Source organism: Nocardia sp. NPDC058518 (assembly GCF_042719655.1).
GTDB lineage: Bacteria > Actinomycetota > Actinomycetes > Mycobacteriales > Mycobacteriaceae > Nocardia.
The window spans coordinates 99,874-120,580 of record NZ_JBHXNJ010000018.1 but is presented as its reverse complement, the minus strand read 5'-3'; the positions used below and the strand labels follow the sequence as shown (position 1 = coordinate 120,580).

The 20,707-nt window shown below is 67.1% G+C and carries 21 protein-coding genes and 1 riboswitch; of the genes, 8 read left to right on the top strand and 13 right to left on the bottom strand.

The genetic code is table 11. The features are described from left to right. The gene (locus tag ACFWPX_RS27215; protein ID WP_378930218.1) at positions 1 to 930 is read right to left on the bottom strand and encodes an IclR family transcriptional regulator; all 930 of its coding nucleotides are present in this window, start codon (positions 928 to 930) and stop codon (positions 1 to 3) included. Positions 931 to 1,017: 87 nt separating this feature from the next. Between ACFWPX_RS27215 and cysD the strand changes: the two genes are divergently transcribed. The 5 genes from cysD to ACFWPX_RS27190 are packed head-to-tail and all read left to right on the top strand — an operon-like array spanning position 1,018 to position 6,949. Further along, entirely contained in the window at positions 1,018 to 1,923 is a 906-nt protein-coding gene (gene cysD, locus ACFWPX_RS27210; protein ID WP_378930216.1) for a sulfate adenylyltransferase subunit CysD, read from the top strand. Next, the gene (gene cysC, locus ACFWPX_RS27205; protein WP_378930214.1) at positions 1,923 to 3,806 is read left to right on the top strand and encodes an adenylyl-sulfate kinase; all 1,884 of its coding nucleotides are present in this window, start codon (positions 1,923 to 1,925) and stop codon (positions 3,804 to 3,806) included. Before cysD ends, cysC begins: the two co-directional genes overlap by 1 nt. Beyond that, positions 3,803 to 5,020, top strand: a complete 1,218-nt coding sequence (locus tag ACFWPX_RS27200; RefSeq protein WP_378930212.1) for a hypothetical protein — start codon at positions 3,803 to 3,805, stop codon at positions 5,018 to 5,020. The genes cysC and ACFWPX_RS27200 overlap by 4 nt, the downstream gene beginning before the upstream one ends. Then, positions 5,017 to 5,802 (top strand): SDR family oxidoreductase, encoded by a 786-nt coding sequence (locus ACFWPX_RS27195; RefSeq protein WP_378930210.1) that lies wholly within the window; start codon positions 5,017 to 5,019, stop codon positions 5,800 to 5,802. The genes ACFWPX_RS27200 and ACFWPX_RS27195 overlap by 4 nt, the downstream gene beginning before the upstream one ends. Positions 5,803 to 5,815: 13 nt before the next feature. Then, complete coding sequence (locus ACFWPX_RS27190; RefSeq protein ID WP_378930208.1) at positions 5,816 to 6,949, top strand: sulfotransferase family protein; 1,134 nt, start codon at positions 5,816 to 5,818, stop codon at positions 6,947 to 6,949. Between the two features lie 4 nt (positions 6,950 to 6,953). Here the strand turns inward: ACFWPX_RS27190 and ACFWPX_RS27185 are convergent, their stop codons facing one another. Genes ACFWPX_RS27185 through ACFWPX_RS27160 form a run of 6 tightly spaced genes read right to left on the bottom strand, consistent with a single transcriptional unit; the run spans position 6,954 to position 12,119 of the window. Continuing rightward, complete coding sequence (locus tag ACFWPX_RS27185; protein ID WP_378930206.1) at positions 6,954 to 7,547, bottom strand: hypothetical protein; 594 nt, start codon at positions 7,545 to 7,547, stop codon at positions 6,954 to 6,956. Between the two features lie 58 nt (positions 7,548 to 7,605). Next, positions 7,606 to 8,241, bottom strand: coding sequence for a hypothetical protein (locus ACFWPX_RS27180; RefSeq protein WP_378930204.1), 636 nt, complete (start codon positions 8,239 to 8,241; stop codon positions 7,606 to 7,608). Continuing rightward, on the bottom strand, positions 8,238 to 9,026 hold the full coding sequence (locus ACFWPX_RS27175) for an ABC transporter ATP-binding protein (RefSeq protein ID WP_378930202.1): 789 nt from the start codon (positions 9,024 to 9,026) through the stop codon (positions 8,238 to 8,240). Before ACFWPX_RS27175 ends, ACFWPX_RS27180 begins: the two co-directional genes overlap by 4 nt. Further along, positions 9,023 to 10,090 (bottom strand): FecCD family ABC transporter permease, encoded by a 1,068-nt coding sequence (locus tag ACFWPX_RS27170; RefSeq protein WP_378930200.1) that lies wholly within the window; start codon positions 10,088 to 10,090, stop codon positions 9,023 to 9,025. The genes ACFWPX_RS27175 and ACFWPX_RS27170 overlap by 4 nt, the downstream gene beginning before the upstream one ends. Then, the gene (locus tag ACFWPX_RS27165; protein ID WP_378930198.1) at positions 10,087 to 11,085 is read right to left on the bottom strand and encodes a FecCD family ABC transporter permease; all 999 of its coding nucleotides are present in this window, start codon (positions 11,083 to 11,085) and stop codon (positions 10,087 to 10,089) included. Before ACFWPX_RS27165 ends, ACFWPX_RS27170 begins: the two co-directional genes overlap by 4 nt. Further along, positions 11,082 to 12,119, bottom strand: a complete 1,038-nt coding sequence (locus tag ACFWPX_RS27160; RefSeq protein ID WP_378930196.1) for an ABC transporter substrate-binding protein — start codon at positions 12,117 to 12,119, stop codon at positions 11,082 to 11,084. The genes ACFWPX_RS27165 and ACFWPX_RS27160 overlap by 4 nt, the downstream gene beginning before the upstream one ends. A gap of 28 nt (positions 12,120 to 12,147) precedes the next feature. Continuing rightward, positions 12,148 to 12,341, bottom strand: a riboswitch (cobalamin riboswitch). 190 nt (positions 12,342 to 12,531) lie between these two features. Here ACFWPX_RS27160 and ACFWPX_RS27155 point away from each other — a divergent pair. Both ACFWPX_RS27155 and ACFWPX_RS27150 read left to right on the top strand, forming a co-directional pair. Continuing rightward, the gene (locus ACFWPX_RS27155) at positions 12,532 to 12,762 is read left to right on the top strand and encodes a hypothetical protein (protein WP_378930194.1); all 231 of its coding nucleotides are present in this window, start codon (positions 12,532 to 12,534) and stop codon (positions 12,760 to 12,762) included. 278 nt (positions 12,763 to 13,040) lie between these two features. Then, positions 13,041 to 13,808, top strand: a complete 768-nt coding sequence (locus tag ACFWPX_RS27150) for a helix-turn-helix domain-containing protein (RefSeq protein ID WP_378930192.1) — start codon at positions 13,041 to 13,043, stop codon at positions 13,806 to 13,808. Positions 13,809 to 13,850: 42 nt separating this feature from the next. Here the strand turns inward: ACFWPX_RS27150 and ACFWPX_RS27145 are convergent, their stop codons facing one another. Then, complete coding sequence (locus ACFWPX_RS27145; protein WP_378930190.1) at positions 13,851 to 14,330, bottom strand: MarR family winged helix-turn-helix transcriptional regulator; 480 nt, start codon at positions 14,328 to 14,330, stop codon at positions 13,851 to 13,853. Positions 14,331 to 14,436: 106 nt separating this feature from the next. On the opposite strand from ACFWPX_RS27145, the gene ACFWPX_RS27140 reads away from it, so the two are divergent. After that, a complete protein-coding gene (locus tag ACFWPX_RS27140; RefSeq protein WP_378930188.1) occupies positions 14,437 to 15,567 on the top strand; it encodes a GDSL-type esterase/lipase family protein in 1,131 nt (376 codons plus the stop codon). A 34-nt stretch (positions 15,568 to 15,601) separates the two neighbouring features. Here ACFWPX_RS27140 and ACFWPX_RS27135 read toward each other — a convergent pair whose 3' ends face one another. The 5 genes from ACFWPX_RS27135 to ACFWPX_RS27115 form a co-directional block, all read right to left on the bottom strand. Next, positions 15,602 to 16,267: a disulfide bond formation protein B gene (locus ACFWPX_RS27135; protein ID WP_378930326.1), complete on the bottom strand. Its 666-nt coding sequence runs from the start codon at positions 16,265 to 16,267 to the stop codon at positions 15,602 to 15,604. Between the two features lie 5 nt (positions 16,268 to 16,272). Further along, complete coding sequence (locus ACFWPX_RS27130) at positions 16,273 to 16,437, bottom strand: DUF5993 family protein (RefSeq protein ID WP_378930186.1); 165 nt, start codon at positions 16,435 to 16,437, stop codon at positions 16,273 to 16,275. Between the two features lie 100 nt (positions 16,438 to 16,537). Further along, a complete protein-coding gene (locus tag ACFWPX_RS27125) occupies positions 16,538 to 18,502 on the bottom strand; it encodes an acetoacetate--CoA ligase (protein ID WP_378930184.1) in 1,965 nt (654 codons plus the stop codon). Next, positions 18,499 to 19,245 (bottom strand): 3-hydroxybutyrate dehydrogenase, encoded by a 747-nt coding sequence (locus ACFWPX_RS27120; RefSeq protein WP_378930182.1) that lies wholly within the window; start codon positions 19,243 to 19,245, stop codon positions 18,499 to 18,501. The genes ACFWPX_RS27125 and ACFWPX_RS27120 overlap by 4 nt, the downstream gene beginning before the upstream one ends. Continuing rightward, positions 19,242 to 20,615, bottom strand: a complete 1,374-nt coding sequence (locus ACFWPX_RS27115) for an MFS transporter (RefSeq protein WP_378930180.1) — start codon at positions 20,613 to 20,615, stop codon at positions 19,242 to 19,244. The genes ACFWPX_RS27120 and ACFWPX_RS27115 overlap by 4 nt, the downstream gene beginning before the upstream one ends. Positions 20,616 to 20,707 lie beyond the last annotated feature (92 nt).

The following is a 20,707-nucleotide window of genomic DNA, read 5'->3' as shown; positions in this document are numbered from 1 at the left end:
CTATGCCCCCGGTACGCCGGCGGTGATGCTGTCCGCGGCCGCGACCGTCGCCGTGCCGAGCTCGCTCAGTGCCCGCGCCGACAGCTGGGTATCGGGGCAGCTGACGACCGCGGCCACCACCGCGCCATGGTGATCACGGATGGGGGCGGCGAGGGTGACCACCGCGTTTTCGGGGCCGAGCTCGTCTGGCAGGTAGTCGATGGTGATCAGTTCGGTGATCACGGACCCGAGCTGGGCGCGCAAGGCGGCGGTGATCGGTGAATCACGCAGGCCTGCCAGCACTTCCAGCATCGGTGTCGAATCGTCGACCAGCCGTTCCACGGAGTAGCCGCGGGTGCGGATCTCGGCCAGTACGCGGGCGAGGCGGTCACGGTGGGCCGGGTCGGCGGTGGCGAGCCACGCCTGCCTGACGGGTTCCGCTGCCCAGGCGACGAATTCGCGGCAGACGGGGGGTGCGAGCGGGAGCCGACGACCGGGGCGGATCCAGCCCGCCGACGGATGACCGACGACTTCGGTGACCACGATGCTGTCCCCGGCGCGTTCGGCGAGGAATACCGGCACGCCGGCCTGCTCGGACAGCGCTTGCAAATGCGGAACCGCGGTGCGGCGCAGCGGAAATGCCGTTTCGGCGCGCCTGGCCACCGTCAGTAGCCGCAAGCCGATGCCGTAGCAGCCGTCATCGTCGCGCACCGTCCAGCCATCGGCGGTGAGCTGGGTGAGCACAGCGTGCGCGGTGGCACGAGAGAGCCCCGTTTCCCGCACGATGCGGGCCAGGGACAGTCGTTCGGTTGCCCGCCGTGACAGCAGCTCGAGCACCTTCACCACGCGCTGCGTCGGCGGCGACGCAGCGCCGGGAATCTCGGCATCGCCCATCGAATCCGGGGTCACCTCTTGACCGGCGCCCTCGGCCCGGCTTATCGTCGGTGTCACAATACCGAACAATAGCGTCGAATATTCGACATTGCAATCCGTCGGGGAAATCCTCCCGGCGGAATGCGCGAACGAAGTGGGTGAACAGTGCAGGCGGGGTACGAGTTATCGCATCTGGCGGCCTTGGAGGCCGAGTCGGTGCACATCTTCCGGGAGGTCGCGGCCACTCTCGCGCGACCGGCCCTGCTCTTCTCCGGCGGCAAGGACTCCGCCGTGCTGCTGCACCTGGCACGGCGGGCGTTCTGGCCCGCGCCGTTGCCGTTTCCGCTGCTGCACGTGGACACCGGCCACAACTTCGACGAGGTGATCGAGTTCCGCGACCGCACCGCCGAGCACACCGGGGCACGCCTCGAGATCGCCCGGGTCCAGGAAGACATCGACGCGGGCCGCGCCGTAGAACGCCCCGGCGGCACTCGCAACCCGTTGCAGACAACCACCTTGCTGCGCGCGATCGGTGAGCACCGGTTCGACGCGGCGTTCGGCGGCGCGCGCCGTGACGAGGAGAAGGCCCGCGCCAAGGAGCGAGTGTTCAGCTTCCGCAACAGTTTCGGCGAATGGGACCCGCGAGCACAGCGACCCGAGGTGTGGAACCTCTACAACGGCCGCCATCAGCCCGGCGAACACATCCGGGTGTTCCCGCTGTCGAACTGGACCGAGCTCGACATCTGGGAGTACATCGATCGCGAGGCCGTCGAGCTGCCGTCGTTGTACTACGCGCACCGGCGGCAGGTCATCGAACGCGACGGAATGCTGCTGTCGGCAACACGATTCATCACCCCGGCTCCCGGCGAACGCACCTTCGAAGCGACCGTCCGTTTCCGCACGGTCGGCGACGCCACCTGCACCGGGTGCGTCGAGAGCACCGCCGACACCCCGGCGAAGGTGATCGCCGAGACCGCCGCCACCCGGCTCACCGAGCGCGGCGCCACCAGGGCCGACGACCGGATCTCCGAGACCGGCATGGAAGACCGCAAGCGAGAGGGCTATTTCTGATGCGCCGCAACCTGTTACGACTGGCGACCGCGGGCAGCGTCGACGACGGCAAGTCCACCCTCATCGGCCGGCTGCTCTACGACTCCAAGTCCCTGTTCGACGATCAACTCGCCGCCATCGAACGAGTCAGCACCGAACGTGGCGGCGCAGCGGCGGATCTCGCGCTGGTCACCGATGGTCTGCGGGCCGAACGCGAGCAGGGCATCACCATCGACGTCGCCTACCGCTACGTGACGACGCCGCGACGCAAATTCGTCATCGCCGATACCCCGGGGCACGTCCAGTACACCCGCAACATGGTGACCGGCGCGTCCACCGCGGACCTCGCGCTGATCCTGGTCGACGCGCGCACCGGTGTTTCCGAGCAGACCCGCAGGCACGCGTTCCTCGCGACGCTGCTCGGCGTGCCGCACCTGGTGGTGTGCGTGAACAAGATGGACCTGGTCGACTGGTCGCAGGAGCGTTTCGAGGAGATCCGCACCGAATTCGCCGCGTTCGCCGCCAAACTGACGGTGGGCGATCTGAGCTTCGTGCCCGTTTCGGCGCTGCTCGGCGACAACGTCGTCGACGGTTCCGAGCACATGGAGTGGTATCCGGGGCCGCCGTTGCTGCGCCACCTCGAGGACGTGCACATCGCCTCGGACCGCAACCTCATCGATGCCCGGCTGCCGATCCAGTACGTCATCCGGGCGCAGGAGGGACTCGACCACCGCAGTTACGCGGGCACCATCGCGGGCGGCATCTTCAAGCCCGGCGACGAAGTGGTGGTACTGCCCGCGGGTCGGTCGACCCATGTCAGGCAGATCTGGGGGCCGGGCGGCAGCAAGGTCGATGAGGCGTTCACCGGAATGGCTGTGTCGGTCACCCTCGATGACGACATCGACGTCGGCCGCGGCGATCTGCTCGCCCGGCCGGGCAACCGTCCGCACATCGGCACCGAATTGGACGCGATGGTGTGCTGGTTCTCGGAGAGTTCCGCGTTGCGCGAGGGTGCCCAGTACTTGGTGCGCACCGCCGCGCAGACCTCGTCCGCGCAGGTCACGGCCATCGACTATCGCCTCGACGTGAACACCCTGCACCGGATCGAGGACGTCACCACGCTCTCGCTCAACGACATCGCGCGCATCCGGTTGCGCAGCCGTCAGCCGCTGCTGTCGGATCCGTATCGGGAGAATCGGCGCACGGGCAGCTTCATCCTGATCGATCCGGTGACCGATCAGACGGTCGCCGCCGGGATGGTGACCGGCCGCGAGTCCGGGATCGACCACGATCGTTACGCGACCGGCGACAGTGACCGCGCGGCCCCTGCGGTGGTCTGGCATCGGTCTGCGGTGAGTCGCTCAGAACGTGGGCATGCGGGGGCGACAATCTGGCTGACCGGCCTCTCCGGATCGGGGAAGTCCACGCTGGCCGTAGAGCTGGAGCGGCAGCTGGTCGCGGCCGGACGTCCCGCCTACCTGCTCGACGGCGACAACCTGCGGCACGGTCTCAACGCCGGCCTCGGCTTCTCCCCCGCCGACCGGGACGAGAACGTGCGCCGGGTCGCCGAAGTCGCCGCGCTGTTCGCCGATTCGGGTGCGGTGGCGATCGTGTCGGTGATCAGCCCGTTCGCCGCACAGCGCACCGCCGCACGGACCGTCCACGCCGACCGCGAACTGCCGTTCCACGAAGTCTTCGTCGACACCCCGCTCTCGGTGTGCGAGCGCCGCGACTCAAAGGGCCTCTACGCGAAGGCCCGTGCGGGCGAGCTGCCCGGCTTCACCGGAATCGGCTCCCCCTACGAACGACCCGACCATGCTGACCTGGTCATCACTCCCGATCTCGGCTCACCTGCCGAGATCGCCGCCCATATCCTCCGAGAGCTAGGAATCGCAGACCGTTGACCCACTCCAGTACCGCCACCGAATCCGGTAGCAGCGCGCCACCGGAACCGCTCACCGCGCCGTTCCTCGCCGCGGTGGCCAAGGCCGAAGAACTCATCGCCGGAGCGGAATTCGTCCGCAGTGATCAGGACCTCGCCGAGGGTTACGACTATCTCGCCGCCAGTGTCGCCGCGTGCCTGCGGCTTTCGGGCGCGCACGGGACGTCGCATCCCTACTTCGTGTCCTCGACCGGCCCGTACGCCAAAATGGGCCTGGACAACCCGGACACCCTCTACTACCACGCCAATATCGAGCCGACCGCCGAGTACGTGGTGAGCGGGGTGCGCGGCAGCACCGTCGACCTGAGTTTCCAGGTGCTCAAAGGTGACTACACCGCGACCGATGTGCCCGGCGGTGCCGACGCGTTCGATGATCGGCGCATTCCGATCGCCGCCGACGGCAGCTTCTCCCTGCGCTTCGGGCCCGCGAGACCCGATGCGGGTCCGGACTACTTCCCGCTCGGGGAAGGCGCGTCCATGCTGGCCGTGCGTGAGGTCTACAGCGACTGGTCCGAGCGCAAGGGTTCGATCCGGATCGAGCGGGTCGACACCATCGGCACCGCACCGGTCGAACCGGACCTGGCGCGGATCCGCAAACGGTACGGCGCGGCGGCGAAGATGCTGCTCACCCGGGTGCACACCTGGTTCAACTTCCCGAAGTGGTTCTATCTCGATCTGCCGGTGAACACCCTCACCGCGCCACGGCTCACGCCCGGTGGCCTGAGCACCCAGTACTCCTCGGTGGGGCATTTCGATCTCGCCGACGATCAGGCGCTGGTGATCACTGTCCCGAAATCCGATGCGCCGTATCAGGGTTTCCAGCTGGGCAGCCTCTGGTACATCTCGCTGGACTACGTCAACCACCAGACCAGCCTCAATCACGCTCAGGCCCAGGTGGATTCGGATGGCCTGATCCGGATGGTGGTGAGCAAGCGGGATCCGGGCATCGCGAACTGGATCGAGACGACCGGCCGGACCCGAGGCATCCTGCAGTTCCGGTGGCAGCGCACCGATCGGCCGATGACCGAGGCAGACGGGCCGACGGTCTCTGTGGTGCCGATCGAAGAGGTCGCGCAACACCTTCCGTACTTCGAGAACAACCGGATCGACGCCGCGGGGTGGCGTGACCGGATCAGCGCCCGGCAGCGGGCATTCGCCGAAAGGATGCTGGGATGAGCGGGGCACTGTTGGACGGGAAAGTCGTCGTGGTCTCCGGGGTCGGCCCCGGGCTCGGGCGGTCGATCTGTCTGGAAGCGGCCACGGCGGGCGCGACGGTCGTGCTCGCGGCGCGCACCGAATCTCGATTGCACGAGGTGGCCGCCGAGATCGAGGCCGCAGGCGGCGCCACGCTCAGCGTGCCCACCGATATCACCGACGAGGCCGCGGTCCAGAATCTCGTGGCGCGCACGGTCGAAACCTTCGGCCGGGTCGACGCGCTCGTGAACAACGCGTTCTCGGTGCCGTCGATGAAGCCACTCGACCGCACCGATTTCGACCACATCCGGTCGAGCCTCGATATGACGGTGCTCGGCGGCCTGCGGATGACGCAGGCGTTCGCGCCCGCTCTCGCCGAGGCCAAAGGTGCTGTGGTGATGATCAATTCGATGGTCGTGCGTCATTCCGAACCTCGGTACGGCAGTTACAAACTCACCAAGGCCGCGCTGCTCGCCATGTCGCAGACCTTGGCCACCGAACTCGGCGGCAAGGGCGTGCGGGTCAACAGCGTGCTGCCCGGCTACATCTGGACCGATCAGCTGAAGTGGTATTTCGGTCAGGTCGCCGAGAAGTACGGCATCACCGTCGAGCAGGTCTACGAGCAGACCGCGTCGAAATCCGATCTGAAGCGGCTGCCCGAGCCCGAAGAAATCGCCCGTGCCGTGGTGTTTCTCGCGTCCGACTGGTCGTCGGCGATCACCGGTCAGACCCTCGACGTCAACTGCGGCGAATACCACAACTAGGAGCTTGTAGAAGATGACTGTGCGCACCGACGTCGGCACCGTGGCCGACCTGCACGCCTCGGCCACCAAACTCACCGGTCTCACCGATTTCGGGACCGACGACTACACCGAGGCGATGCAGGTTCTGCTCGACTCGTATCGCGACGAGGCCGGGCTCACCGAGCTCGGCTCCAAGATGTCGCGCTTCTTCCTGCGCGGCACGCTGGTCGCCCGTGCGCTGAGCGAAGCGGCGTGGGCGGCGAATCCCGGCTATGTCGAAACACCGGTCACTCGGCCGATTTTCGTCACCGGCCTTCCCCGGACCGGCACCACCGCACTGCACCGGCTACTGGCCGCCGATCCGGCCAACCAGGGGCTCGAGATGTGGCTGACCGACTTCCCGCAGCCGCGGCCACCGCGTGAGACCTGGGACGACAATCCCGCCTACCAGCAGATCGACGCGGGTCTGCGACAGCATCAGGTGCAGAACCCCGAGTTCATGGGTCTGCACTACATGAGCGCCTCCGACGTGGAGGAATGCTGGCAGCTACTGCGCCAGTCGGGCATGTCGCACTCCTATGAATGTCTGGCCTACGTACCGGGCTACGCGCAATGGCTGTCCGGTCAGGACTGGACGCCCGCCTACGCACGCCACCGTCGCAACCTGCAACTGATCGGCATGAACGACACCCGCCGCTGGGTCCTCAAGAACCCCAGCCACCTGTTCTGCCTGGATGCCCTCCTGGCGACCTACCCCGACGCCATCGTCATCCAAACCCACCGCGACCCCGCCACCATCATCCCCTCGGTCTGCAGCCTCAACGAACACGCCACCCGAGGCTGGTCCACGGTCTTCACCGGCGACACCATCGGCCGCACCCAACTCGACCTGTGGGCACGCGGCCTCGCGGAATTCACCGCCGCCCGCACCCGCCACCCCGAGGCCACCTTCATCGACGTCGACTTCGACGACCTGCGCACCGATCCCCTCGGCGTCGTCGACCGCATCTACACCCGAACCGGAACTGCTTTCACCGCCGAGGCCAGAACAGCCATCACCGCCCTCGACCACGAAAGCCGCACCGGCGCGCGCAAACCCACGCACCAGTACTCCCTTGCCGATTACGGGTTGTCCGAGGAGATGGTCGCCGAACGCTTCGGACGATGACATCTCACTCCCCGGTCTGCGCCGATTCCAGGGCCGCCAGCAAGGCGGCCCCGCGGGGTGAGATCCGGTAGCCGGTGCCCAGGCTGATGGTCAGGCCGAGGTTCTTCAGCTTGCGCACGTTGAGTTTGAAGCGGTGCGGGTCACGTCCGAGTTCCTCGGCCAGATCGGGAGCCCGGGTCGCGGGGCGCCGCTGGATGATTCGGAGCGTGTCGTGGGTCCACGGGCCCTCGGCATCGGTCCGGTCCATGCGTGCGAGGCGGGCGGCCAACGCCGCGGCATCGTCGATCCGGTCGTCGGCGGCCAGCGCGTCGCGCGGATCTTCGTCGGTGAGACAGCGGATCCGGAGCAGATAGATCGGGTCCTGCTCGGCACCTCTGAGATCGGCGACCACATCGGCGGGTGCGTCATATCCGGCGGCGCGCGCGTCCTCGATACTGATCTGATCGGCGGTGACCGTCGACAGCTGGTCGACGGCGATACGCCCCGCACCGGTGCGGTAGACCTTGCCCTCGGTGGCCTGCCGATGACGCCACCGGCGAAAGAGCACCGTCACCGCCCCGCTGCGGATCCCGGCCCAGCGCTGCTTCTCGATCAGCATGCGAGGGCAGGCTGCCGCGCAGCCCGGTCGGGGTGGATCGTGGTCGGCTCATCCTCGATCATTCGGTCAGGCTATCGCGTGCGGCACTGATGGCGTCACCCCCGCGCACGCCGTTGGTGTGCCATTCGCCGTCCGGGTACGTGATGTAGAGCGGGCCCAGATTGCACGGGTTTAGGCAGCCGGTCGGGGTGATCAGGGCGTCGGGGTGGTCGCGGCGCAGAGTCCGGTGCAGGTCGCCCGCGCCGTACACGGTGCAGCGGGGGCCTCGACAGACCAGGATGTGCGAGGTGTGGTCGGGGATCTCGGACCAGGCCGGGCTGCGGAAGGCCCGCGGACTCGCCGTCACCGGTGCGCCGTCCTCGGACATCCTGGAACGCACCACATCGGCGAATCCGGCGGCGGTGTCGATGCCGTCGGTGATTCGCACGTCGAGTTCGCTCGCGCGGGTTTCCTTCCAGTTCGCCACCGCCCGCGCGATCCAGGTCTCGAGATAGCGGTCGCGTGGCACGGCGAGCGGGATCAGCGTCACCGGCGATTCGTCGCGGGCGGCGGTATCCAGTGCGGTGTGGATGGTCGGCTCTTCTTGGTCGAGTAGCGCGTAGCCGACTCCGCAGGCCTCGGCCAGAGCCTCGACGGACGGGAGATCGATGCCCGACGGAGTCGGCCGGGCGATGAGGATGTACCGGCGGGTCATGTGGTGCGCACCGTTCGCGGGGCCGGAATCACCAGCGGTGTGCCCGTCATCGGGTCCTCGATCACCGTGCAGTCGATGCCGAATACTTCCGACACCAGCTCGGGACGCACGATCTCGGCGGGCGAACCTTGCGCGACCACGCGGCCGTCCTGCACGGCGACGAGATGGTCGGCGTAGCGGGCGGCGAGGTTGAGGTCGTGCAGGACAACGATGATTGTGCGCGGCAACAGATTTCGCAGGACGTCGAGCACGTCGAGTTGGTGTGCCAGGTCGAGAAAGGTCGTCGGTTCGTCGAGCAGCATCACCTCGGGGTCCTGCGCCAACGCGAGCGCGATCCACACCCGTTGCTTCTGACCGCCCGAGAGTTGATCCACCGATCGGTCGATCAGCTCGAGAGTGTCGGTGGCCACCAGCGCTTTTCGCACGGCCTCGCCGTCCTGCGCCGACCACTGACGAAACCAGCGTTGGTGCGGATGACGGCCACGGCCGACGAGCTCACCCACGGTGATGCTGTCGGGGGCGACGGGTTGTTGCGGCAACATGCCGAGCCGACGGGCGACAGCGCGCGCGGGCTGCGGTGCGATATCGGCGCCGTCGAGCAGGACCGCGCCCGCCGTCGGCGCGATCAGCCGGGCCAGGCCACGCAGCAGAGTCGATTTGCCGCAGCCGTTGCGGCCGACGATGACAGTGATCGCACCGGTCGGGAAGTTGACGGTGGCGTCGGTGACGATCGCGGTGTCGCCGTAGCCGAGCGTGAGTCCCTCGGTGGTCAGGTGTGCGGTCATCCAGCGTGTCCGATCCGGGTTGCACGAGCGAGGAGGTAGACGAGAACGGGAGCGCCGAGGACGGCGGTCACCACCCCGACAGGTAGTTCCGCCGGGAACAGCCGCCGGGCGGCCAGGTCGGCGGCGACCACCAGCAACGCCCCGGTGGCAGCCGCGGGCGCGAGCCCGGCACCGCGTTCGGCCAGCAGCCGTCGCGCGATCTGCGGCGCCACCAAGGCGACGAAACTGATCGGCCCGGCCGCGGCCGTCGCGAGGGTCGCGGCGGCGGCCGCGACGACGATGAGCGTGATGCGATGCGGGCCGCGCCGCCCAGCCAGCGAATTCGCCAGCTCGTCACCCATTTCCAGCAGCGGCAACGAGCGAGCGAGAACGAGCAGCGGCGGCACGACCACCACCAGCGCCGCCGCGGCGAACCCGACGTGGCTCCAATCGCGGTTGGCCAAGCTGCCGGTGAGCCACATCGCGGCCGTATGCGCCTGGTAGTTGTCGGCGATGGTCAGAATGAACGCGATGGCCGAGGACAGCATCGCCGTGACGCCGATACCGACGAGCACGAGTCGATAGCCGTCGAGTCCGTCCTTGGTGGCCACGGCCACGATCAGCGCCATGGCCACTCCGGCGCCGATCACCGCCCCGCCGACCAGCCCGAGCCCGGCGCCACCGAGCAACACGCTCACCACCAACGCGCCAAGTGAGGCGCCCGCGTTGATCCCGATGATCTCGGGGCTCACCAGTGGATTGGTCGCGATCCGTTGCAGGATCGCCCCCGATATCGCGAAGGCCGCGCCGACACACAGCCCGGTGAGCACACGCGGCAACCGGTCGGCCACCACCACGTCGTACTCGATGAGCGTGCCACCTCCACCGAGGACCCGCATCACGTCAGCGACCGTGAGCGGGTAATAGCCGATCGTGAGTGACCACGCCGCCACCGTCAACGCGCCCGCCGTGATCAGCACGGTCAGGACCGCGGACCGTTTCCCGACGCGAAAGACGATGCGCCGGGCGGGTGTTCGCAGCAACAGCGTGCCGCTGGGCAGCATGCCGCGCTCGGTGAGCGTCACAGTGTGGCCACCTTTCGATTGCGCACGAGATAGAGAAAGAACGGCGAACCTGCGAAGGCGGTGATGATGCCGACCTGGATTTCCTGTGGCCGCACCAGCATCCGTCCGAGAATGTCGGCCACCAACAGCAACGTCGGACCCAGCAGCGCACACCAGAGCAGAATCCACCGGTAGTCGTGTCCGGCGAAGAATCGGGCGATGTGCGGGATCACCAAGCCGATGAAGGCGATCGGCCCGGCGATGGCCACCGCCGAGCCTGCGAGCAGCACCACGCTCAACGCACCGGTCGCGCGCGTCGCGGCGAGTCGGGTGCCGAGCGTGCGCGCCATGTCGTCACCGATGGCGACGGCGTTCAACGGCCGTGCCACCACTACCGCCAGCAACAACCCGACTGCGATGAACGGTGCTGTACCCCACACGGATTCGATGTCCGCGCGAGCCAACGAGCCGACCACCCAGAATCGGAAGTTGTCGAACAGGGTCCGGTCGAGCAGGGTGATCGCCGTGGTGATCGACCCACACAGTGCGGTGCAGGCGGCGCCCGCGAGCGCCAGTTTCACCGGGGTCGCGCCACCGAACCCCAACGATCCCAGCGTGTAGACGAACGCGGCGGCGACCGCGGCGCCGAGGAAGCCGAACCAGATGAATCCGCCAGTCGCCGTGAGGCCGAACGTACCCATCGCGATCACGATCGCCAGCGACGCACCCGCGTTGATGCCGAGCAGGCCCGGCCCGGCCAGTGGGTTGCGGGTGAGCCCCTGCATCACCGCGCCCGCCAGCGCCAACGCAACACCCGCGAGCAGGCCCGCGACAGTTCTCGGCAGCCTGATGTAGCGCACGACCCGGTCGGTGTCGGTCCCCTGGAAATCGGTGAACGCCACCACTGCCTGGTCGAGGGTGAGCGGGTGTGAACCGATCAGGACGGACGCGACGCAGGCAGCCGCCAGCGCGGCGCCGGCCAGGATCAGGCCGGTGCCGCGAGCGGTGCGTGTCACCGCCGGAACAGCTCGGGATGGATCAATGCCGCGACCAGTTCGGTCGCGTGCGCGATCCGCACGCCTGCCGCACGGTCGGCGAACAGGAACGGGTGCACGGTCGCGTTCCGTACGGCCGCCAGATTCGCGAACGCCGGGTTTCCGACGATCTTGTCGACCTGGGGCTGACCGTCGGCGCGCGTGTAGGTCGCCTTGCAGCACAGGCTGGTCAGGATGATGTCGGGGTCACGGGCGATGAGCTCTTCCGCGCCGACGGGCACGTTGCGCTTCACGGTGAGATCGGCGAAGGCGTTCACTCCACCGGCGGCCTCGATGATCTGGGTGACGAAGTCGATGCCGCCCGCCACAGTGTAGGAGCCGTCGTCTTTGGGGGTGACGACCGCGACCCGCGGCTTCACGGCGTTACCGACCTTCGCGCGGACCGCGTCGATGCGCGAACTCAGCTGCGTGACAACCTCTTCGGCGCGCTCGGGGGTGCCCCACAGGGCACCGAGGTCGCGCAGGTCGGCGTATACGTTATCGAAGCGCACGGTGTCGGGGTCGATCGCTTCATCGGCGAGTCCGTCGGCGCTCGGGCACAGTGGACTCAGCACCCAGGTGCGCACCCCCAACTCGTGCAGGCTCGCCCTGGTGCCGACGCTGTTCTGCGCCGACGAGGCGAACACCCCGTTGAAACCCGACATGACGAAGTCGGGTCGCTGGGCGAGCAGTTCGTCGCGGCTCGGCAGCTTCTCGACGTACGGTGCGCGCGCCTGCGCGTCGGCGTATTCCGGAAGCACGGCGGAGTCCAGGAATGCGGTCCCCACCAGCCGATCGGTGACACCGAGCGCGTGCGCGATCTCGATCGACGGCTGATATGCCGCGTAGATCCGCTGCGGTGGGCCATCGACGGCGATGTCGATCCCACAGTTCACGCGGGTGACAACAGCTGCACCGCCCGCGTCGGAGATGGGTTGCACACCGCAACCGGTGACAACGATCGTGCAGGCGAGCAACGCGCCGGAACGTAGGCGCGCGAAAACAGAGCGGGTCAAGAGACGGCCTTCCAGGTCCTCGTGGAATGGGGTACTGCGTAGCCGTGGCCGGTCTCCTGGCTGACGGGATAGTGCGCGGTGAATCCACCTTCCCAGGGCAGGTGCCCCAGTGGCTCCGGACGACATACGTCGTCCGGATCGATTCACAACTCCCGATCACAGTGGCGAGGGCCGCACCGGTTCTACACCGGTTTCCCGAACACCACGGCTGGTGCACTGTAACAACGTCGGCTCCATCGAGGGTCGGCGCCGGGGTCTGTGCTCGAGCGCGGACTCCGGATCCGATACACAGCGGACTCCCAGCTGCGTCCCACCGTGCTCGACACTTGCGCCGCGAAGATTCAGCTATCGGCCGAGCACTTCGGCCGGCCGATGATCTCGGCAGTGAGATCGAAGATCAGGAGGAACGCGCATGAGGATGAAATCGACACTGGCCAAGACCGCGATGGCGGGCACTCTCGCTCTCGGGGTGATCGGCGCTACTGCGGGAATGGCGAGCGCGGATCCGGGGGGCCATGATCAGCAGCGGCCCGAGCAGGGCCAGGGCCGAGAGCACCGACCGCAGCAACAGCCCGAGCATCACGAGAACGACGCGCCGCAACACGGCTTCTGGTTCTTCGGCGCCTGGGTTCCCCTACCCTGACCTACCTCTCACCGCGGGTCCGGTACTCACCGGGCCCGTGGTGTGCCGAGCTCACTCGATCGGAGCGACATACGAGCCTGAGGCGACGCTCCCTGCGAGTTACGGTGCGGGACTTCGCTATCCAGAGCGCAGGTGCCAATCCATCCCGACGCCGACAACGAATGGTTTGCAGGCGGGTCGGCACCGTATCACCACCGATACCATTCACTCCCCTGAAGCCGACCCGCCTGCTTTCACCGGCGCCCATCCGGTGCGGGCGCGCCGATACTCTGGCAGGGGTGACGGACGGTGCGCTTTCGAAATCGTGTGGTCCGGCGCGGTCGCCGGTGGTCTGGATCCGGCCTGGCCATGCCGGGTATATCGGGCCCGAACTCGGCGTCGACCTGCATTCCACGTCGGTCGCGGTACTCAGTGTCGGGCTCGACGGGCCGTTCGTCCTCGAGACCGCCACTCACGGTGAGATTCGCACGCGAAGCGCGTACGCCCCTGCTCGCGCGGTGCATCGGGTGAACACCCTCGGCAAGTGGATCTTGCTCCTGTGGTCGCCTGCCTCAGCCATCGAAGGACAGATGGCGACCACCGAAGGGCCGTACGGACTCGACCATCTTCGCGAGCGCGAGCTGGTCGAACAATGCCGCCTACCGGACCCCGACCCCGGGCGAATCTCAGCGCTTGCTGTCGCCGGTCCCCCCTGCGACATCGATCCCCGCATCGAGCGCGTGGCGGCCGCGATCCGACAGCACCCGGATCACGCGTTCCGGGCCGAACCGATCGCCGCGAACCTGGGCCTGTCCACATCACACTTTCTTCGCTTGTTCGTCCAGCAGTACGGGACGACTTTCCGCCGCTACCAGCAGTGGGCCCGCGTCATCCACGCGATGAGCGCTGTCGCCGGCGGCCACGATCTGACCCGATCCGCGACGGACGCGGGGTTCGCCACACCCTCCCACTTCAGCGAAACCTTCCACCGCATGTTCGGGATGTCCGCCACAGCGGCCCTGCGCTCGGGAATCCGATTCGACCTCGAAACCACTTCCGCGCGTTGACGGCTACTCCGGTCAGCGATCCTGCTCACCGCGTGACCAGCCTCAAGACCGGTCGGACACGGCGGTGGCCGCCGGGTTCGTGGCATCCCGGATCACGCGCAGGCCGGTGATCAAGCCGTCGAGTTGCGTGGGCGTCAGCTGACCGGTGAGCCATTGTTCGAGGGCGTCGAGGTAATCGGGAAGAACCTCCTCCAGGCGGCGGATGCCCGCATCGGTCAAGGCCGCGTAGGCGCTGCGGCGGTCGGTCGGGTCGAGTTGACGTTCGACCAGTCCCGCGGTGGCCAATCGGTCGACCAGACGGGTGACGCCGCTGGTCGAGAGCTCGGTTTGGGCGGCGAGATCTGACATCCGCAGGCGGCAACCCGGAGAGCGACTCAGTCTCAGCAGGGCATTGAGGTCGAGGCCGGAGAGACCGTGCGCTTTCCAGGTCGGCTCGAGCTTGGCGATCAGGCCGTTGTGCGCCTCGAAGAGCAAGCCGGAGATGGTGAAGCGGGGGTCGTCGAAGAGTTCGTGCACGGACATAACACCAGCTTAGCCGATACCTGCCATGCGGATAGTTGACACGAGGAATACCTACGAGTAAACCTATGCGTAGGCATTATTCCGCACAGCAAATATTGGAGAGATCATGCAGCGCAACACGTGGATCGCGGGCTTCCGGACCGGCGTCATCGACGCGACCGAGCAGATCAAGCTCGCCGAATCACGGGAGTTCGGTGACGAAACCGTGCGCCACGTCGTGCACATGACCGGTGGCGGCGACGCGATACGCGTGCGGTTGACCAACCGCTACGGTCTCGCACCACTGCGGATCGGGGCCGCACGCATCGCACAACGCAAGACCGGATCGGCGATCATCGCGGATCGAGAGATCACCTTCGGCGGTGCGGCGGAGGTCACCATCGCCGCGGGCGCCGACCTCGTGAGCGATCCGATCGACCTGCCGGTCGCGGCGGGCGAAGACCTGCTGCTCAGCCTGTACGTCGCGACTTCGACCGGCCTGGCCACCTACTCCCACCAACCCGGCGAGATCGCCTACATCGTCTCCGGCGACCACACCTCCGACGTGGAACTCAGTGGTGCGCAAGAGGTTCCGTTCCGATTCTTCTTCACCGGAATCGACGTGCTGGTCACCGATCAGACGCCGGTCGCCGTCGCGTTCGGCGACTCGTGGTTCGAGGGCGTCGGTACCACACTGAGCGCCAATCGCCGCTCGGTCGACGTGCTCAACGCCCGCCTCACCAAGGGGTGGGTGGTGAACAACGGCATCGCCGGCAATCGCCTCACCGCGGAGGAAATCGGCGAATCCGGTCTGCGCCGTTTCGATTCCGACGCGTTGCAGGTCCCCGGTGTCACCGACATCCTGATCAATTTCGGCATCAACGACCTCATCCTCGGCGCGATGGGGGGACAGCCCTCCGCGACCACCGAAGAATTGATCGCCGGTTTCCTCGACCTCGCCGAACGCGCCCACTCCGCCGGACTGCGTATCCACGCGGCCACCATCGGCCCGTACGCCGGTTGCGTCTTCCCCGGCATGCCGCTGCTGGAAACCCAGCCGACCCGCCACGCCGTCAACGAATGGCTGCGCACCACTGATGTTTTCGACTCGATCTTCGACGTCGATCGTGCCGTGGCCGACCCCCAGCGCCCCGACTACATCAAGCCCGAGTTCGACAGCGGCGACGGCATGCACCTCAACGACGCGGGCGCCGCCGCCATGGCAGCCACCGTCGACCTCACCGCCCTCTTCCGCTGAGACATCGATCGAGATCACCACGCTCCCACCGTTTCTATTCGGTGGGAGCGTGCTGTTCGGCCGGCGGTAGTACGCACCCGCCGTCGAGGATGCCGAGGTCGTAGAACAATCGGTAGCACGCGGGATCGTCGGGCAGCTTCCAGTGCAAACCCTCGAGGCCGAAGACGACCACCAGGTTCGCCGCGATCACCAGACCGCAGAACCACAGCGCCAATTTGCCGACCGAGGCGAGTGACGGCGGGATGACCGTGGCCGCGGTCGGGTACGAAAAGGTCGTCACCACACCGATGGTGGCGATCGCGGCGATGTAGAGAACCAGCGCCCACACATACAGATGCAGGCCGAGGACGGCGCCGCCGTAACCCGGATCGCCCGGCAGAATATGCAACATCGTCTGCCGCCACGCGGTGAAACCGCCACCGACGCAGCCGATTACCGCCAGACCCCAGCCGACCGCGTAGTCGCGCGCCACGATGACGCCGTTCATACCCTTGCGCACGATGAACGCACCGCCGAGCGCGGCCAGCACCATGAACATCCGCTGGAGCATGCACAGCGGGCACGGGTACTCCCAGTCGAGGAACTGCACGGCGAACCCGCCACAGATCACCGCCGACCAGCCGACTACGAAGATCACGGCCAGCAGATATTGCAGCGAACCGAGCGGGCCGGACTTCTCCTCGGCCACCGTCTCGGTCATGGTGCTCACCAGGTCAATCCGAGGCCGAGACCGCTCGTGATGTGCAGCTTCAGCAGCAGCAGGCACAGCGCGAAGGTGATGAACCATGCGGCCAGCACGGCGCGGCGAACACTGTCGCGGTAGATCAACACCAGGGTGATCAGCAGACCACCGAAGATCAGCGTGTCCATGGCTACGCACGCTACGCATGTCGAGCGAGTCCGACGGTGCGCTGCATCGGAAACACGCCGACCAGGCTGTGCGACTGTGGACGGACGGCCGGTTACCCGTTCAGCGCTGGTCGTCCTGAGGCTTCGTTCGGGCGAATTGTGCGTACCAGGCGAGTAGAGAGGGGTCGTCGACGGCGCTGGGGTCCACGACAGTTGCGGGATCGGCGCCCTGGAGAAGCTTCTTGATGGGGACTTCCAGCTTTTTGCCCGTGCGGGTTCGCGGGATGCCGGGTGCGGCGATGATGTCGTCGGGGACGTGGCGCGGAGAGGTTCTGGTGCGGATGGTTGTTCGGATTCGGGTGGCCAGGTCGTCGGTGAGAGCGATGCCCTCGGCGGGAACGATGAACAGTGGCATCCAGTAGCCACCGTCCGGTTGCTCCGCGCCGATGATCAGGGCGTCGGCGATTTCCGGGAGTTGTTCCACCGCTTGGTAGATGTCGGCGCTGCCCATGCGGATGCCGTGGCGGTTGAGGGTGGAATCGGAGCGGCCGTGCACGACGATGCTGCCGTGTTCGGTCCGGGTGATCCAGTCGCCGTGGCGCCACACGCCGGGGTAGGTATCGAAATAGGCTGCGCGGTAGCGGGTTCCGTCGGGGTCGTTCCAGAATCCGACGGGCATGGAGGGCATCGGCTCGGTGATGACGAGTTCGCCGACTTCGCCGTGAACCGGATTGCCCTGCTCGTCCCAGGCTTCGAGGGCAACGCCCAGGTAGGGGGCAGAGAGTTCACCGGGACGGACCGGGACGGTTCGCGCGCCGCCCGCGAAGGCCGAGACCACATCGGTGCCCCCGCTGATCGAAGCGACCGGAATGTGCGCACCGATGTTGTCACGCAACCAGATCGACGACGCTGGGGGTAGCGCCGATCCGGTGACGCCGACCAGCCGCAAGGCCGTCAGGTCGTGCTCGTCCCGTGGCACAACGCCCGCCTTCGCGCAGGCCAGCACATAGCCGGGGCTGGTGCCGAGCACTGTCGCACGGAGCCGAGCAGCGATGTGCCACAAGGCATCCGGGGCCGGATTGCTCGGACTACCCGCATAGCAGACGATGGTCGCGCCGACCAGCAGCCCCGCGACCTGGAAGTTCCACATCATCCAGCTCGGGCTGGTGTACCAGAGGAACGTGTCGTCGGGACCGATATCCGATTGCAGCGCCATCGCTTTCAGATGTTCGAGGAGCACGCCGCCGTGACCGTGGACGATGCCCTTAGGCAGACCGGTCGTGCCCGACGAGTACAGCACCCACAGCGGGTGATCGAAATCGACCCGGGCCGTCGAGATCGTGGATCGATCGCCACCAGCGGTCACATCCGCCCAGTTCAACGTGCCGGAAAGGTTCTCGTCCGACACCACCACGGTCGCCACCAGCGTAGGCAGACCGGCACGCAGCTCGGCGATCTCGTCGGATCGACTATGGGCTTTCCCTCCATAGCGGTATCCGGTGCAAGTCACCAGGACCACCGGCTCGAGCTGGCCGAGCCGGTCCAGCGCCGCCCTGGCCGAGTAGTCCTGCCCGCACGCACTCCACACTGCCCCGATACTCGCGGTCGCCAGGAAGGCGATCACGGCCTCGGGGATGTTCGGCAGGTAACCGGCGACGCGATCTCCAGCCCGAACGCCGAGATCGCGCAATGTCTGCGCGAACGCCGCCACCTGGTTCAGCATGTCGTCCCAGGACAGCTCGCTGACCGACCCGTCCTCGTCCACCGACACGATCGCGCGCCGATCAGGACGCGCCTGCCGGATCACCTGGTCGACATAGTTCAGCCGAACCTCGGGAAACCAGCGCGCCCCCGGCATTTCCGAGGACACCAGCACCTGACCGGGTCGGTCGCCGAGCTCGAAGTAGTCCCACAGCGAACCCCAGAACCCGTCCAGATCGTCGACCGACCACTGCCACAACGCGTGGTAGTCAGGCACCGCGACAGTGTGCCGCTCGGCCACGAACCGCGCGAAGTCGGTGATCCGAGCAGAGGCGATGTCCTGATCGTCGGGCACCCACTGCGGTGCCCCTACCACTGCGGTCATCGGGCGCTCCACCCTCCGTCCATGACGTAGGAGGAGCCGGTGACCATGCCCGCGGCGTCGGAGGCGAGCCAACCGACCAGTGCCGCAACCTCTTCCGGCTCGATCAACCGCTTGATCGCGCTCTCGGTGAGCAATACCTTCTCGAGCACCTCTTGCTCCGGGATCCCGTGCGCGGCCGACTGCTCGGCGATCTGCTTGTCCACCAAGGGAGTTCGCACATATCCGGGGCTCACACAGTTGCTGGTGACCCCGTGCGGCCCACCTTCGAGCGCGGTCACCTTCGACAGTCCCTCCAGCCCATGCTTGGCCGTCACATAGGCGACCTTGAAATGGGAGGCGCGGATCCCGTGCACCGAGGAGATATTCATGATCCGCCCGAAACCCCGCGCGTACATATACGGAAGAGCGGCGCGGATCAGCAGGAACGGCGCCTCGACCATCAGCGTCTGCATGGTGCGGAACCGGTGCGGCGCGAAATCCTCGATGGGGCTCACGCTCTGCACGCCCGCGTTGTTGACGAGGATGTCGGTCTCGAGCCGCAACTCGGCCAGCGCGTCGACATCGAGCAGATCGACACACCAGGCGTACCCGCTGATCTCGTGCGCGACCGCTTTCGCGCCGACGCCGTCGATATCGGCGACGGTGACCTCGGCGCCCCGCGCGGCCAGCTCGCGCGCGCACGCGGCGCCGATGCCGCTCGCGCCTCCGGTGACCAGCGCCTTACGTCCCGTGAGATCGGTCATGCGGCAACACCTTTCTCGGCGGAGGCGTCGGCGAGGTCGACAGATTCCAGGTCGATGCCCCGGGTCTCCTTCGCACACACCACCGCGATCACCGTGACGGCCGCCGCGAAGGCCAGGTACCAGGCGATCGGCACCGACGAACCGAACTCGTCGAGCAGCTTGACCGCGATGATCGGCGCCAGCGAGCCCGCCACGATCGAGGTGACCTGATAGCCCAGCGACACACCGGAGTAGCGCATCCGGGTCGGGAACATCTCGGCCATGATCGCCGGCTGACCGGCATACATGAACCCGTGGAACACCAGCCCGATGATGATGGCGGACAGGATGATCACGCTGTTGCCGCTGTCCATCATCGGGAAGGCGAAGAAGCCCCAGGTGGCCGCGGCGACGGCGCCGGCCAGGTAGACCGGGCGGCGGCCGACGCGGTCACCGAGCCTGCCCGCCAGCGGAATCACCACAATGTGCACGGCATGGGCGATGAGCAGCCACCACAGGATGGTCTTGGTGTCGGCATGCACGTGGACCTTGAGATAGGTGATCGAGAACGTGACGACCAGGTAGTACATGATGTTCTCGCCGAACCGCAGACCCATCGCGGTGAAGACACCACGCGGGTACTTGCGCAGCACCTCGAACGGGCTGAACGAGGCAGCCTTGGCCTGATCCATCGTCTGCTGCGCGGCCACGAAGATCGGGGCGTCGGTGACCTTGGTGCGCACGTAGTAGCCGACGAGCACGACCACCGCCGACAGCCAGAACGCCACGCGCCAGCCCCAGCTCAGGAACGCCTCGTCCGACAGGGTCGAGGTCAGCACCAGCAGCACGATCGTGGCGAGCAGGTTGCCCGCGGGCACACCGGCCTGCGGCCAGCTCGACCAGAAGCCGCGACTGCGGCTCGGGCTGTGTTCGGCGACCAGCAGCACCGCACCGCCCCATTCGCCGCCGATCGCGAAGCCCTGGATGAAGCGCAGGATCACCAGCATCGCCGGTGCCCAGTAACCGATCTGGGCGAAGGTCGGCAGACAGCCCATCAGGAAGGTCGCCGCCCCGACGAGCACCAGACTCACCTGCAGGAGTTGCTTGCGGCCGTAGCGGTCGCCGAAGTAGCCGAAGACGATGCCGCCGAGCGGGCGGGCCGCGAAGCCGACGGCGTAGGTGACGAAGGCGGCCAGGATCGCGTCGAGGTCGCTGGTGTCCTTGGAGAAGAACACCTTGCTGAACACCAGGGTCGCGGCGGTGCCGTAGAGGAAGAATTCGTACCATTCGACGACGGTGCCCGCCATCGAGGCGGCCACTACCCGCCGTAGTCCGGTGGGGGCCTCGTCCGGGTCGTCGCCGGTCGGTCGTATCGCGTTCCGCACGCTCATCGCACTACTCCTTCGATGTTCCAGGTCACATCACCAGAGAACTGTGATGCGGCCCACAAGCCGTGAGGAGAGTATTCGTGCAGATCCATCTC

Bases quoted from the DNA above. Each gene is read 5' to 3' on its own strand.
- cysC (WP_378930214.1), top strand. From the start codon at position 1,923: ATGCGCCGCAACCTGTTACGACTGGCGACCGCGGGCAGCGTCGACGAC.
- ACFWPX_RS27195 (WP_378930210.1), top strand. From the start codon at position 5,017: ATGAGCGGGGCACTGTTGGACGGGAAAGTCGTCGTGGTCTCCGGGGTC.
- ACFWPX_RS27190 (WP_378930208.1), top strand. From the start codon at position 5,816: ATGACTGTGCGCACCGACGTCGGCACCGTGGCCGACCTGCACGCCTCG.
- ACFWPX_RS27185 (WP_378930206.1), bottom strand. From the start codon at position 7,547: ATGCTGATCGAGAAGCAGCGCTGGGCCGGGATCCGCAGCGGGGCGGTG.
- ACFWPX_RS27180 (WP_378930204.1), bottom strand. From the start codon at position 8,241: ATGACCCGCCGGTACATCCTCATCGCCCGGCCGACTCCGTCGGGCATC.
- ACFWPX_RS27175 (WP_378930202.1), bottom strand. From the start codon at position 9,026: ATGACCGCACACCTGACCACCGAGGGACTCACGCTCGGCTACGGCGAC.
- ACFWPX_RS27155 (WP_378930194.1), top strand. From the start codon at position 12,532: ATGAGGATGAAATCGACACTGGCCAAGACCGCGATGGCGGGCACTCTC.
- ACFWPX_RS27145 (WP_378930190.1), bottom strand. From the start codon at position 14,330: ATGTCCGTGCACGAACTCTTCGACGACCCCCGCTTCACCATCTCCGGC.
- ACFWPX_RS27140 (WP_378930188.1), top strand. From the start codon at position 14,437: ATGCAGCGCAACACGTGGATCGCGGGCTTCCGGACCGGCGTCATCGAC.
- ACFWPX_RS27135 (WP_378930326.1), bottom strand. From the start codon at position 16,267: ATGACCGAGACGGTGGCCGAGGAGAAGTCCGGCCCGCTCGGTTCGCTG.
- ACFWPX_RS27130 (WP_378930186.1), bottom strand. From the start codon at position 16,437: ATGGACACGCTGATCTTCGGTGGTCTGCTGATCACCCTGGTGTTGATC.
- ACFWPX_RS27125 (WP_378930184.1), bottom strand. From the start codon at position 18,502: ATGACCGCAGTGGTAGGGGCACCGCAGTGGGTGCCCGACGATCAGGAC.
- ACFWPX_RS27120 (WP_378930182.1), bottom strand. From the start codon at position 19,245: ATGACCGATCTCACGGGACGTAAGGCGCTGGTCACCGGAGGCGCGAGC.
- ACFWPX_RS27115 (WP_378930180.1), bottom strand. From the start codon at position 20,615: ATGAGCGTGCGGAACGCGATACGACCGACCGGCGACGACCCGGACGAG.